Source organism: Ensifer sp. Root127 (genome assembly GCF_001425225.1).
GTDB classification, from domain to species: domain Bacteria; phylum Pseudomonadota; class Alphaproteobacteria; order Rhizobiales; family Rhizobiaceae; genus Ensifer; species Ensifer canadensis.
On record NZ_LMDX01000012.1, the window covers coordinates 427,249 to 440,123 of the forward strand.

Consider the following 12,875-nt stretch of genomic DNA (forward strand, 5'->3'; position numbering starts at 1 on the left):
GCCGATCTTTCCATGGTCCACAACGCGGTATTCCCTGTGGGTTTTCTGCAGCGGTTGCATGACCGCCGGCAAAACCGTGCTAGGTGTCGCTCGTTTGGCGAACTCAGCATGGTCGCGAATCAATCCAAAATGAAGAGGTGGAAATGAAGGTCGGCATCGACATGGGAGCGACGTCCGAAGGGACCTCGGCCTCGCTCGATATCGAAGAGCTTCTGGCCACCCGTCTTCTGGTGCAGGGCAATTCCGGTTCGGGAAAATCGCACCTTCTAAGAAGGTTGCTGGAGCAGTCTGCGCCATGGGTGCAGCAATGCATCATCGACCCCGAGGGCGATTTCGTCACACTTGCCGACAAGTTCGGCCATGTGGTCGTCGAGGGTGAGCGCACGGACGCTGAGCTGATCGGCATTGCCACGCGCATTCGTCAGCACCGAGTTTCCTGCGTGCTTTCGCTCGAAGGTCTCGACATCGAACAGCAGATGCGCAGCGCCGGCGTCTTCTTGAACGCCATGTTCGATGCGGATCGGGAATACTGGTATCCCGTACTCGTGGTGGTCGACGAAGCGCAGATGTTTGCGCCGTCGGTCGCTGGTGACGTCACCGAAGAAGTCCGCAAGATCTCGCTCGGCGCGATGACCAACCTCATGTGCCGTGGCCGAAAGCGTGGACTTGCCGGCGTCATCGCCACGCAGCGCCTGGCAAAACTTGCCAAGAACGTGGCGGCGGAGGCGTCCAACTTCCTGATGGGCCGCACATTCCTTGATATCGACATGCTGCGCGCTGCCGACCTGCTCGGCATGGATCGCCGCACGGCCGAAATGTTCCGCGATCTGAAGCGCGGCTCCTTCGTCGCCCTTGGCCCGGCGCTGTCGCGCCGGCCGCTGAAGGTGACGATCGGTGCCGTCGAGACTTCAGCACGCTCGACGAGCCCGAAGCTGATGCCGCTGCCGGAAGCGCCGCAGGACGTGGAAGACCTGATCTTCACGCCTGACGCCGACGAACTGACGCGGCCGATCATGCGCCGTGCCGTACCGCCGCCGCGCCCGGCAACCGATATTCTCGCGGAGCTTTCCCGGCCGCGCCCCGAACCGGTCGCCCCGGTGGAAACCAGGCCAGCCCAGCCGGAAATGTCGGCGGAGGAGCGCGGTGCGCTGCTGGACGGTCTGTTTACCGAGATTCTCGCCAATCCCGATGCCGCGTTCCGGCCGGATGCCGAACTGTTCCAGGATTTCCTCGTGCGCTGCCGGATTCGCCGCGTGCCGGGAGCAGCCCTGTCCTTGAGCGCATTTCGGCGCAAGATGGCAATTGCCCGCTCCGGCGTCGACACTGAGACTGCGGCGACAGAGGCCTGGGCGTCGGCGCTCCGGCTTGCCGATCGCGTCACCGAGGACCTGCAGGGCGTGTTCCTGATGATGGCGCAGGCGGCCGTGCGCGGCCTTGCCTGTCCGTCGGACGCGATGATCGCGCGCGCCTACGGCACCCATTCCGCACGACGCGCCAGACGCCTGCTCGGCTATTTCGAGGAGAATGGGCTCGTTGTCGTCCATGCCGATTTCACCGGCAAGCGTATAGTCGCCTTTCCGGACCTCGGCCACGAAACGGCGCCGGGCGACGCCAACGGGCCGGATGCAATGGATCCGTCCGCCGCTGCAGCTGAATAGGCACGTCCTCCGCCCGAGGCTTCAATTCCAAGTATTTGAAGACGAGACGGTACCGATGCACAACGCCACCCGTCGCTTGCGGGGCGTCAAACCCACTCCTGAATCACGCGGTCGGACGCGTGGATGCAGGTCATCTCAAGCCGGGTGTTGCCGCTGTTGACGAAACGGTGCGGCGTGCTGGGATCGACGATGATGATGTCGCCGGCCTTGCCGATGAGCGTCTGCTCACCGACCGTGAACTCCGCCTCGCCCGAATGAATGAGCCAGGTCTCCGGATAGGGGTGAACGTGAAGCGCCGGCCCTTGGCCAGGCTCCGCATCCATCAGGAAAAGCGAAACCGGCGTGCCGTACTGCCCCCCTTCAAAGAGGATCGTCCGGTTGGGGCTCTGTTTCTGCTCTGCACGGGGAATGACATGAAACATGCTGGCCTCCATCGGGGTTGGTTTACCGGTTCGAATGAATTATCTTGACGAGAAGATATTATGTAAAAATATCTTCTCGTCAAGATATATTGCCAAACACCGCGGAGTTGATAATGCAGCATGAGCAAGAGGAGAGGGACCACGTCGACCGGTTGCGCGCGCAATGGGATCGCGAATTGCCGGATCTCGATACGGAGCCAATGACCATCCTCGGGCGGGCCTATCGGCTTTCTAATCTCGTGCGTCCGTCGATCGAGGAAACCTTTGCCTCCTTCGGTCTCGACCGCGGCGAATTCGACGTGATCTCAACACTCCGGCGCTCCGGCCCACCGTATCGCCTCACGCCGACCGACCTTTATACATTGCTGATGATTTCGTCAGGCGGACTGACACATCGACTCGATCGATTACAAAAGGCGGGGCTGATCCTGCGCGAGCGCTCGGTATCGGATGGACGCAGCAGCGTGGTTGGGTTGACGAAGAAGGGCATAGCGCTTGCCGAAGCCGCGTTTCGGGCTGACATGGCGAGCGAGGCGCGCTATATCGCAGGTCTGAAGCCGGAGGAACGCGCAGCACTGGCAGCGCTATTGAAAACGCTGCTTGTTTCCTTGGAAAACCAACAGGCTGGCGACCCTGCCTGAAATGGTGCCGAATACGGTGATTTCGTTTGACAATGGCGGCTGGAAGCCCTAAAGCCGCCCCAACGCCGGGCAGAAATGTCCGGTGTTTCATTTGACATGTCCCGTGGTTTCTCCGGCAGCGTGATCGTGAGAATCCTGTCAGAACTCTCAAAATGGGTTCAGAGGAGGGCGTGTTTCCTTGATCCGGTTTGGCAACAGACCGGTGTAACCGACTGAAAGGAAATGCGATGAGCAAGCGCGAATCGTCCAAGTACAAAATTGACCGCCGTATGGGCGAAAACATCTGGGGCCGTCCGAAGTCGCCGGTTAACCGCCGCGAATACGGCCCGGGCCAGCACGGCCAGCGTCGCAAGTCCAAGCTTTCGGACTTCGGTGTGCAGCTGCGCGCCAAGCAGAAGCTCAAGGGCTACTACGGCGACATCCGCGAAAAGCAGTTCCGTGCGATCTTCGCCGAAGCTGACCGCCGCAAGGGCGACACCCCGGAGAACCTGATCGGCCTGCTCGAATCGCGTCTCGACGCGATCGTCTACCGCGCAAAGTTCGTTCCGACCGTTTTCGCCGCACGTCAGTTCGTCAACCATGGCCACGTCAAGGTTAACGGCGTTCGCGTCAACATCGGTTCCTACCGTTGCAAGCCGGGCGACGTCATCGAAGTCAAGGAAAAGTCCAAGCAGCTCGTTACGGTTCTCGAAGCCGTTCAGCTCGCTGAGCGCGACGTTCCGGATTACATCGAAGTCGACCACAACAAGATGGTTGCAACCTTCGTCCGCGTTCCGGTTCTCTCCGACGTGCCTTACGCCGTCGTCATGGAACCGCACCTCGTCGTCGAATTCTATTCGCGTTAATCCGAGGCTCTGGCCTTGTGAACGATCGAAACCGCCCGGAAACGGGCGGTTTTTTTGTCTCTTCAGATACGTGGCTGTTTGATCTGCCGCGCGTCTTGTTCCGCGACGGGGACTTGGTCGCCTCGGCGGGACAATGGCTCGCGCGACGAAGGGGAAATCGCATGCCGGAGCAGAAGACGCCGCAGGACCTGCAGGCGATCATCGAGGACATTTACCGCGAGCTGACGCCACGGCTCGGCGAGGGCAAGGTCGCCGACTACATCCCACAGCTTGCGCGCGTTTCTCCGAAACACTTCGGAATGGCAATCGTCACCACCGACGGGCAGGTGCACCGGGTCGGCGACGCCGAGGTGCCGTTCTCCATCCAGAGCGTCTCCAAGGTATTCACCCTGACGCTGGCGCTCGGCAAGCACGGTGAGACCATCTGGCACCGCGTCGGCCGCGAACCTTCAGGCTCGGCCTTCAACTCGATCGTCCAGCTCGAGCAGGAAGGCGGCAAGCCGCGCAACCCGTTCATCAATGCCGGCGCGATCACCATCAGCGACCTGATCCTTGCCGGCCACACGCCGCGCGAACTGATCGGCGAGATCGTCCAGTTCGTTCGTTATCTCGCAGATGACGATGCCATCGTCATAGACCACGAGGTCGCGCGCTCCGAGACGGCGACCGGCTTCCGTAATTTCGCGCTTGCCAACTTCATGCGCTCCTTCGGCCGGCTCGATCACCCGGTCGAGCATGTGCTCGGCGTCTATTTCCACCATTGCGCTCTGGCAATGACCTGCAGCCAGCTCGCCAAGGCGGGCCTGTTTCTGGCAGCCGGCGGCACCAACCCGCTGACCGGCCATTCCGTCGTATCGCGCCAGCGGGCCCGACGTATCAACGCGCTGATGCTGACCTGCGGCCACTATGACGGCTCGGGCGATTTCGCTTATCGCGTCGGTCTGCCCGGCAAGAGCGGTGTTGGCGGCGGCATTCTCGCGGTCGCACCCGGCAAGGCCTCCGTCGCCGTCTGGTCGCCGGGCCTGAACGAGAACGGCAATTCGCTGTTGGGATCGCTGGCGCTGGAGATGTTGGCCGCCCGCACCGGTTGGTCGGTGTTTGGCTCCTGATTTCGGACGAAGGGCCGTTTTCCCTTGATCTTGCGGATGGAACGGGGCAAGTGCTGGCCGTGACGTGCCGTGCGCTCTCCTTCCCGAGCCGGCCATTCCAGGATCGTTGCCATGGATCATTCGCCAGCCCTTTCGCCTGACGCAATCGACAATGCCGTTGAAGACGGCGATATCGAGACGGGTCTTCATCCGATCTTCGAACGCATGCCGTCGTCGGTCTCCTTCAACAAGCTGCGCAAGCGGCTCTTGCGGCAGACGCGCCAGGCGCTCGACGATTTCGGCATGCTGAAGGGCGCCAAGCGCTGGCTGGTCGGGATTTCAGGCGGCAAGGACAGCTATAGCCTGCTGGCACTGCTGATGGACCTGCAATGGCGCGGGCTGCTGCCCGTCGAGCTTGTCGCCTGCAACCTCGATCAGGGGCAGCCGAATTTTCCGAAGCATATCCTGCCGGAATACCTGGCCTCGATCGGCGTTAAGCACCGTATCGAGTATCGCGACACCTATTCGATCGTGAAGGAAAAGGTGCCGACAGGCGCCACCTATTGCTCGCTCTGTTCGCGGCTGCGCCGCGGCAATCTTTACCGGATCGCGCGCGAAGAGGGCTGCGATGCGCTGGTGCTCGGCCATCACCGCGAGGATATTCTGGAGACGTTCTTCATGAATTTCTTCCACGGCGGCAGGCTCGCCTCGATGCCGGCGAAGCTTCTGAACGACGAAGGCGACCTGATGCTGCTGCGGCCGCTGGCCTATGCGGCAGAGGACGACTTGGCGAAATTTGCCACTGCCATGGAATTTCCGATCATTCCCTGCGACCTCTGCGGCTCGCAGGACGGCCTTGAGCGCAATGCCATGAAGGCAATGCTTGCCGACCTCGAACGACGCATGCCGGGCCGCAAGGACACGATGCTGCGGGCGCTCGGCCATGTGAACCCCTCGCATCTGCTCGACCCCAAGCTTTTCGACTTCCAGTCCCTCTCACCGGAGCCCAAAGAATGAGCCATTCCGTCGACATCGCCGCCCTTGCCAATCTGCTGCAGGAGGCTGCGGTCAAAGAAATCCTGCCGCGGTTTCGTAATCTCGGCGCGGGCGATGTCCGGATGAAGTCGGAAGCGATCGATCTCGTCACCGAGGGCGACGAGGCAGCCGAGCGCCTGATCAAGGCACGCATGGATGAGATTGCGCCAGGCGCCGTGTTCATCGGCGAAGAATCCGTTGCTGCCGATCCGGCGCTGCTCGACAAGCTGGCAGACGCCGATCTCGCCGTCGTCGTCGATCCGATCGACGGCACCTTTAACTTCGCAGCCGGCCTGCCGCTGTTCGGCGTCATGGCGAGCGTCGTGTCCAAGGGCGAGACCGTTGCCGGCATCATCTACGACCCGCTTGGCAACGACTGGGTAATCGCCGAGAAGGGCTCCGGCGCCTGGATGTGCCGTCCTGACGGCTCGCAGGAGCGCATGTCGGTGACTGCAGGCGTTCCGCTTGAAAGCATGGTCGGCGGCGCCTCGACGGGCTTCTACAGCCAAGAGGCGCGGCGCGAAGTCATGGCCAACTTGGCCAAGGTCCGTATTGCGACCAGCTACCGGTGCGCCGCGCACGAGTATCGCATCCTTGCCGGCGGCTACATCCACTTCTTGATGTACCAGAAGCTGATGCCCTGGGATCATCTGGCCGGCACACTGATCGCGCAGGAGGCGGGTGCCTATGCCGCACGCTTCGACGGCGCGCCCTATCTGCCTGCCCACCTCAATGGCGGCCTGCTGCTGACGACCGACAAGGACAGCTGGGAAACGCTGCGTCGCGAAGTCTTCACCATCTAAACACCGACATCGTCGAAACAGAAAAGCCCGCCTGGAGCGATCCAGGCGGGCTTTTTGTTGGTGAGGTCGATATCACATATGGCCGCCGCCGTGGTCGAGCGAGACATCCTTGTCGCCGGGATGGGTGAAGAGCTTGCCCTTTTCGGCCCAAAGGGTGGCCAGGATCGTCACGAGCCCGAAGAGGGCAAAGCCCCCGAGCAACGGCTGCAGCGTGCCATTGAACAACTGGCCGACGGCGCCACCGAGCAGTGCGCCGCCGGTCGTCGAGACGAAACCGGTGATCGCGGTCGCCGTTCCGGCAAGGTGACCCATCGGCTCCAGGCTGATCGCGGTGAAGTTGGTGGCGATGACAGCGAAGAACATCAGAAGAACCGAGAACATCAGGTAGCTGATGACGAATGCCGGCGTGCCCCAGAGCGACATGGCAAAGCCGATCACGGAAATCAGCGTGAACAGGATCATCGACACGTGCGAGATGCGGCGCATGCCGAAGCTGCGCACGAAGAAGCCGTTGGCGAAATTGGCAACGGCGATGCCGCCGGCAGTGCCGGCAAAGGCGATCGGCAGCCACTCGCCGAGGCCATAGACCTCGCCGAAGATCTGCTGGACGGTGACGATGTAGGCGCAGATGACCGCGGTGAACATCGTCATGCCGATCATGTAGCCGCAGGTGATGCGGTTGGTCAGCACCGTCTTGAAGCCGGATGCGACCGATGAGACGGAAAGCGGCAGGCGCTCTTCCTTCGGCAGCGATTCCTTCATGCGGGCCAGTGCCCAGACGAAGAGGACAGCGCCGACGATGCCGATCAGGATGAAGATCCAGTGCCAGTTGGCGTAGAGGATGACGAGCTGACCGATCGACGGTGCGACGATCGGAACGATCATGAAAACGATCATGACGTAGGACATCACCCGCGCCATCTCGCGACCACCGAAGCAGTCACGCACGATCGCCATGGTGGTGATGCGCACGGCGGCAGCGCCGATGCCCTGGACGAAGCGCAGGACCAGCAGCATTTCGAAACTCTGGGTCAGGGCGGCGGCAAACATCGACACGGTGAAGAAGGCAAGGCCGCCGAGCAGCACGGCGCGACGTCCGAACGTATCGGAAAGGCTGCCGAAGAAGATCTGCGAAAGCCCGAAGCCAAGGAAGAACACGCCGATGACGAGCTGGGTGTCGTTGGAGTTGGCGACGCTCAGCGACTGGCCGATGCTCGGTAATGCCGGCAGCATGCTGTCGATGGCGATTGCCACGCTCGCCGTCATGACGGCAATGGTGATGATGAATTCGACGAGGCCCATATTGAGGCGGGCCGCGCCCGAAACCCCGTCGACATGTTCGGATTGTGTGGTGATCGTGGTCATTGTGCGAACCCGTGAAGAGCAGATCTGGGAGGAATAATCGGCCGGCAGGCTATCGTCAGCCTGCCGGATTGTGTGCCTTGAACAGCTTTCCGCGTTCGGCGATGAGGACGAAGACGACGCCGATCGCCGCGACGGTGAAGTAGCCGATCGCGAGCGGTGTCGCCGTCCCATCGAAAGCCTGGCCGATGAAGGCGCCGATGACGCCGCCGCCGATGGTCTGGGTGAAGCCGAGCACCGAGGAGGCCGTGCCGGCGACGTGGCCGAGCGGCTCCATCGCCATCGCATTGAAGTTCGACGCGATCAGCCCGAACTGGAACATGGCGGCGCCATAGAGCACCACGAACAGCGGGAAGGGCACCGGACCATAAAGCGACGCCGCCATCCAGAGGAAGCTCGCCAGCGTGAAGCCGAGTAGGGCAGCATGCGACAGCGCCCGCATGCCGAAGCGCCGAACGAGCTGCGAATTAGTGAAGGACGCGACCGCCATCATCCCGGCAAATGCCGCAAACACGACCGGAAACCACAGGCCCAGCCCATAGACCCCGACCAGGATCTGCTGGGCAGAGTTGATGAAGCCGAAGAGCGCCCCGAGGATAACGGATGTCGCCAGCGTATAGAACAGCGACAGCCGGTTCGTCAGGACGATCTTGAAGCCGCTGAGGATGACCGAAGGGGTAAAGGCGCGGCGATGATCCGGGTTCAGCGTTTCCTGAAGCCGGAACACCACAAGCGTTGCGATCGTGAAGGCAAAGAGCGCGATGACGACGAAGATCATGTGCCATTCGGCAAAGATCATGATCAACTGGCCGACGCTCGGCGCTATGACCGGCACGATCATGAACACCATCATGATCAGCGACATCACTTCAGCCATGCGACGGCCGCCATAGACGTCGCGAACGATCGACACGGTAATAACACGGGTCGCGGCTGCACCGATGCCCTGGACGAAGCGCAACGCCAGCAGCGCGCCGAAGGTCGGCACGATGACGATTGCGATCGCGCAGACACCATAAATGCCGAGGCCGACGAGCAGCGGCGCCTTGCGGCCGAATCGATCAGACAACGGGCCGAAGAAAAGCTGCGCCACGCCCATACCGATAAGATAGGCGGTGATGACATATTGCCGATGGTTTTCGTCGGTTACACCAAGGCTGGCGCCGATCTCCTGCAGGCCGGGCAACATGATATCGATCGACACGGCATTGACCGCCATCAGCATCGCCATCAAGGCGATGAACTGAAATTTGCTGAGGCCGGGAGCGGCCGCTTCGTCTGTCATGCTCGTCATAGGCAAAATCCTTGCGGCGCGCCGGACGCAACCGAAATAGGTCAAGACCGGAGTTTGTTCCGGAAAGAGGCGACGTCGGCTGGCAAAATGCCGGTCGGCATGTCGAGAACAGTTGAGGGGACGGGCCTGGTCCGGCGCAGCGGTGCAGGCGGCATCCGATGTGAAGCGAAAGGGACTATCGGCGATGGGCAGCCGGGCCAAGCCGGAGCATGGGAACGGGCGAACGCCCTTTCAGGCTGCTTATGCCGCTTTATCGCGACCACTTCATGACAGAGCGTGAGTGTGCTCCGCCTAGTAAAGAACAACGAAAATTAGACGATCCGGATTTAATTCCGGAATCAAAAAAGGCGGTCACCCGCCTTTTCCGACCAGATCGGAGTTGGCGGCCTGACTTAGGCAGCGGCGCCCTTGACCGAGATTCCCTGTTCCTGCAGGTGCGACTGGAGCTCGCCAGCCTGGAACATTTCGCGGACGATGTCGCAACCGCCGACGAATTCACCCTTCACGTAAAGCTGTGGGATGGTCGGCCAGCTCGAATAGTCCTTGATGCCCTGACGCAGGTCCGCGTCGGCAAGGACATTGATGCCCTTGTAGTCGACGCCGATGTAATCGAGAATCTGGACCACCTGGCCGGAGAACCCACACTGTGGGAACTGCGGCGTACCCTTCATGAAGAGCACCACGTCGTTGGTCTTGACTTCGTTCGCGATGAATTCGTGAATTCCGCTCATCTTTTCATCCTTCCTGCGCCCGGTTTCAAGGACCGGATATCGATTGGGCCTTAGATAGCATGCATATCGGTGATTTTCATCACCCAAGTGCAACAAATATTGATGGGCCTCAAGATGTGGTTTTAATACAACTGCTCAGGCCGAACGGCGACGGGTCTTGCTGCGTGCGCTGGCGGTTCGCCGCCGGCTCACCTGTTTCTTGGCCGGCTTTCCGATGGCGGCTTCCAGGATATCCCCTAGAATGCCACCCGTCGCCGCCTTGCGCGTCCGGCGCTTGGTCCGCTTCGTCGCGGTCCGCTTGACGCCGGTCTTCTTCAGGATTTCCTTCAGCGCGCTGTCGACAACGCCACTGACCAGTTCCTTGATCAGGTCGGCCATTCCAGCCTTACTCCGGCGCGCTGGTCTGAAGGGCAAGGGCGTGCAGAACGCCGCCCATGTTGCCCTTCAATGCGTTGTAGACCATCTGGTGCTGCTGCACGCGGGTCTTTCCGCGAAAGACTTCGGCCACGACTTCGGCGGCATAGTGGTCGCCGTCACCGGCCAAATCGCGGATCGTGACCTTGGCGCCGGGAATTCCTGCCTTGATCATGTCTTCGATGTCGCCTGGTGCCATGGGCATGATATGCCAACTCCCTTTATTATTCTGCGGCAGCAGCAGCGTTGCTGGAGCCGTCCATAAAGTCAGGGAACCACGATTCATGGGCCGAGCGCAATTGCTGAATTGCGACGGCGCGCGCTGCACCGAGCTTGACGGCATCGCCGCCGGTCTTGCCGATTTCCGGCAGGGCAACGCCTGCCTTTTCCGCACGGGCGCGAACGGCAGCGACGTTACCGGCCGCAACCGTCAGCACGTAGCGTCCCTGGTCTTCGCCATAGAAAACAGCAATCGGATCATGACCTTCGACCACATCCACGGTCGCGCCGATATCCGAAGCCATCGCCATTTCGGCAACGGCGAGAGCCAGGCCGCCGGACGAGCAGTCATGAACTGATGTCGCCAGACCGTCGACGATCAGCCCACGGACGAAGTCACCGACCTTGCGCTCATGTGCGAGGTCGACATGCGGCGCCGGACCGTCAGTGCGGCCATGGACGTCGCGCATGTAGACCGACTGGGCGATGTGCGAACCGAGGCCTTCCGGCGCGCCGGCAAGCAGGATCGTTTCGCCGGCAGCGGCAAACCGGATGCGCGCCATCTTCGACCAGTCCTTGATCAGGCCGACGCCGCCGATGGTGGGGGTCGGCAGGATTCCCTGGCCGTTGGTCTCGTTGTAGAGCGAGACGTTGCCGGAAACGATCGGGAAATCAAGCGCGGTGCAGGCCTCACCGATGCCCTTGATGGCATGGACCAGCTGGCTCATGATCTCAGGACGTTCCGGGTTGCCGAAATTGAGATTGTCGGTTGCTGCCAGCGGCAGCGCGCCGGTTGCCGTCAGGTTGCGCCAGCATTCGGCAACCGCCTGTTTGCCGCCTTCGAACGGATCCGCCTCGACATAACGCGGCGTCACGTCGGAGGAGAAGGCCAGCGCCTTGCTCTGGTGACCCTCGACGCGCACAACGCCGGCGTCGCCGCCCGGCAGCTGCAGCGAGTTGCCCTGGATCAGCGTGTCGTATTGTTCGTAGACCCAGCGGCGCGAGGAATTGTTGGCCGAACCGACCAATTGCACGAGCGCATCAGCAACGTCCGTCTGCGGGATGTCGTTGGTCGCAAGCGCGGTCGGGACCTTGGCCGGGGTCCAGGGACGGTCGTATTCCGGCGCTTCGTCGCCCAGTTCCTTGATCGGCAGGTTCGCCACTTCTTCGCCCTGATGCAGAATGCGGAAACGCAGGTCGTCCGTGGTCTTGCCGACGATCGCGAAATCGAGGCCCCACTTGACGAAGATCGCCTTGGCGACTTCTTCCTTGGCCGGCTCAAGCACCATGAGCATGCGCTCCTGGCTTTCCGAAAGCATCATTTCGTAAGCGGTCATGCGCTCTTCGCGCACCGGCACGGTGTCGAGGTTAAGCTCGATGCCGAGGTCGCCCTTGGCGCCCATTTCGACGGCCGAGCAGGTGAGGCCGGCTGCACCCATGTCCTGGATGGCGATGACGGCACCCGTCTGCATCAGCTCGAGGCAGGCTTCGAGCAGGCACTTTTCGGTGAAGGGGTCGCCGACCTGCACGGTCGGGCGCTTTTCCTCGATCGATTCGTCGAACTCGGCCGAGGCCATGGTCGCGCCGCCGACGCCGTCACGGCCGGTCTTGGCGCCGAGATAGACGACCGGGAGGCCGACGCCTTCGGCCTTGGAGTAGAAGATCGCATCGCTTTTGGCGAGACCGGCGGCAAAGGCGTTGACGAGGATGTTGCCGTTATAGCGGGCATCGAACTCGACTTCGCCGCCGACGGTCGGAACACCGAAGGAATTGCCGTAGCCGCCGACGCCGGCAACGACGCCGGAAACGAGGTGGCGGGTCTTCGGGTGATCCGGCGAGCCGAAGCGCAGGGCGTTCATCGCCGCAACCGGACGGGCGCCCATGGTGAAGACGTCGCGCAGGATGCCGCCGACGCCGGTCGCAGCACCCTGGTAGGGCTCGATATAGGACGGATGGTTGTGGCTCTCCATCTTGAAGACGACGCAGTCGCCATCATCGATGTCGACGACGCCGGCGTTTTCACCCGGACCCTGGATGACGCGCGGGCCCTTGGTCGGCAGCGTGCGAAGCCACTTCTTGGAAGACTTGTAGGAGCAGTGCTCGTTCCACATCGCCGAAAAAATGCCGAGCTCGGTAAAGGTCGGCTCGCGTCCGATCAGGCCGAGAATGCGCTCGTATTCGTCGGGCTTGAGCCCGTGCGAGGCGATGAGTTCCGGGGTGATGGGGCGGGTGTTGGAAATCGTCATCGTCGACCGTCAAATCCTTCGGGCGGCGCGCAATCCTTCCACGGGATATGGCGCGTGCGAACCGCAACAGACACAGGGGGCGCTTTGCCGCTTCTTTAGCGTATGCTGCGGCGCGGC

The 12,875-nt window shown here is 61.8% G+C and carries 13 protein-coding genes; 6 read left to right on the forward strand and 7 right to left on the reverse strand.

The annotated features are described in order from the left end of the window. Positions 1-143 precede the first annotated feature (143 nt). A complete protein-coding gene (locus ASD03_RS16610) occupies positions 144-1,658 on the forward strand; it encodes an ATP-binding protein (RefSeq protein ID WP_025427169.1) in 1,515 nt (504 codons plus the stop codon). A gap of 86 nt (positions 1,659-1,744) precedes the next feature. Here ASD03_RS16610 and ASD03_RS16615 read toward each other — a convergent pair whose 3' ends face one another. Further along, the gene (locus ASD03_RS16615) at positions 1,745-2,080 is read right to left on the reverse strand and encodes a cupin domain-containing protein (RefSeq protein WP_025427168.1); all 336 of its coding nucleotides are present in this window, start codon (positions 2,078-2,080) and stop codon (positions 1,745-1,747) included. 113 nt (positions 2,081-2,193) lie between these two features. On the opposite strand from ASD03_RS16615, the gene ASD03_RS16620 reads away from it, so the two are divergent. From ASD03_RS16620 to ASD03_RS16640, 5 genes are all read left to right on the forward strand, one after another. Continuing rightward, positions 2,194-2,721, forward strand: coding sequence for a MarR family transcriptional regulator (locus tag ASD03_RS16620; protein ID WP_057214325.1), 528 nt, complete (start codon positions 2,194-2,196; stop codon positions 2,719-2,721). A gap of 227 nt (positions 2,722-2,948) precedes the next feature. Next, entirely contained in the window at positions 2,949-3,566 is a 618-nt protein-coding gene (gene rpsD / locus ASD03_RS16625) for a 30S ribosomal protein S4 (protein WP_025427166.1), read from the forward strand. Positions 3,567-3,727: 161 nt separating this feature from the next. Next, complete coding sequence (locus ASD03_RS16630; protein ID WP_025427165.1) at positions 3,728-4,675, forward strand: glutaminase; 948 nt, start codon at positions 3,728-3,730, stop codon at positions 4,673-4,675. A 111-nt stretch (positions 4,676-4,786) separates the two neighbouring features. Further along, positions 4,787-5,671 carry a tRNA 2-thiocytidine(32) synthetase TtcA gene (ttcA, locus tag ASD03_RS16635; protein WP_025427164.1) on the forward strand — a complete coding sequence of 295 codons (885 nt, stop codon included), beginning with the start codon at positions 4,787-4,789 and terminating at the stop codon, positions 5,669-5,671. Continuing rightward, on the forward strand, positions 5,668-6,492 hold the full coding sequence (locus ASD03_RS16640) for an inositol monophosphatase family protein (RefSeq protein WP_025427163.1): 825 nt from the start codon (positions 5,668-5,670) through the stop codon (positions 6,490-6,492). Before ttcA ends, ASD03_RS16640 begins: the two co-directional genes overlap by 4 nt. A gap of 72 nt (positions 6,493-6,564) precedes the next feature. Here ASD03_RS16640 and ASD03_RS16645 read toward each other — a convergent pair whose 3' ends face one another. The 6 genes from ASD03_RS16645 to purL form a co-directional block, all read right to left on the reverse strand. Beyond that, positions 6,565-7,857, reverse strand: coding sequence for a multidrug effflux MFS transporter (locus ASD03_RS16645; protein ID WP_025427162.1), 1,293 nt, complete (start codon positions 7,855-7,857; stop codon positions 6,565-6,567). A 55-nt stretch (positions 7,858-7,912) separates the two neighbouring features. Then, the gene (locus tag ASD03_RS16650) at positions 7,913-9,148 is read right to left on the reverse strand and encodes a multidrug effflux MFS transporter (protein ID WP_025427161.1); all 1,236 of its coding nucleotides are present in this window, start codon (positions 9,146-9,148) and stop codon (positions 7,913-7,915) included. Between the two features lie 392 nt (positions 9,149-9,540). Continuing rightward, positions 9,541-9,879 (reverse strand): Grx4 family monothiol glutaredoxin, encoded by a 339-nt coding sequence (grxD, locus tag ASD03_RS16655; RefSeq protein ID WP_025427160.1) that lies wholly within the window; start codon positions 9,877-9,879, stop codon positions 9,541-9,543. 135 nt (positions 9,880-10,014) lie between these two features. Next, positions 10,015-10,257: a hypothetical protein gene (locus ASD03_RS16660; RefSeq protein WP_025427159.1), complete on the reverse strand. Its 243-nt coding sequence runs from the start codon at positions 10,255-10,257 to the stop codon at positions 10,015-10,017. Between the two features lie 7 nt (positions 10,258-10,264). Further along, complete coding sequence (locus tag ASD03_RS16665) at positions 10,265-10,498, reverse strand: BolA family transcriptional regulator (RefSeq protein WP_025427158.1); 234 nt, start codon at positions 10,496-10,498, stop codon at positions 10,265-10,267. Between the two features lie 19 nt (positions 10,499-10,517). Next, positions 10,518-12,758 (reverse strand): phosphoribosylformylglycinamidine synthase subunit PurL, encoded by a 2,241-nt coding sequence (purL, locus tag ASD03_RS16670; RefSeq protein ID WP_025427157.1) that lies wholly within the window; start codon positions 12,756-12,758, stop codon positions 10,518-10,520. Between the last annotated feature and the right edge of the window lie 117 nt (positions 12,759-12,875).

Coding starts and splice junctions, on each gene's coding strand:
- ASD03_RS16650 (WP_025427161.1), bottom strand. CDS start 9,148: ATGACGAGCATGACAGACGAAGCGGCCGCTCCCGGCCTCAGCAAATTT.
- grxD (WP_025427160.1), bottom strand. CDS start 9,879: ATGAGCGGAATTCACGAATTCATCGCGAACGAAGTCAAGACCAACGAC.
- ASD03_RS16645 (WP_025427162.1), bottom strand. CDS start 7,857: ATGACCACGATCACCACACAATCCGAACATGTCGACGGGGTTTCGGGC.
- ASD03_RS16620 (WP_057214325.1), top strand. CDS start 2,194: ATGCAGCATGAGCAAGAGGAGAGGGACCACGTCGACCGGTTGCGCGCG.
- ASD03_RS16630 (WP_025427165.1), top strand. CDS start 3,728: ATGCCGGAGCAGAAGACGCCGCAGGACCTGCAGGCGATCATCGAGGAC.
- ASD03_RS16640 (WP_025427163.1), top strand. CDS start 5,668: ATGAGCCATTCCGTCGACATCGCCGCCCTTGCCAATCTGCTGCAGGAG.
- rpsD (WP_025427166.1), top strand. CDS start 2,949: ATGAGCAAGCGCGAATCGTCCAAGTACAAAATTGACCGCCGTATGGGC.
- purL (WP_025427157.1), bottom strand. CDS start 12,758: ATGACGATTTCCAACACCCGCCCCATCACCCCGGAACTCATCGCCTCG.
- ASD03_RS16665 (WP_025427158.1), bottom strand. CDS start 10,498: ATGCCCATGGCACCAGGCGACATCGAAGACATGATCAAGGCAGGAATT.
- ASD03_RS16615 (WP_025427168.1), bottom strand. CDS start 2,080: ATGTTTCATGTCATTCCCCGTGCAGAGCAGAAACAGAGCCCCAACCGG.
- ttcA (WP_025427164.1), top strand. CDS start 4,787: ATGGATCATTCGCCAGCCCTTTCGCCTGACGCAATCGACAATGCCGTT.
- ASD03_RS16610 (WP_025427169.1), top strand. CDS start 144: ATGAAGGTCGGCATCGACATGGGAGCGACGTCCGAAGGGACCTCGGCC.
- ASD03_RS16660 (WP_025427159.1), bottom strand. CDS start 10,257: ATGGCCGACCTGATCAAGGAACTGGTCAGTGGCGTTGTCGACAGCGCG.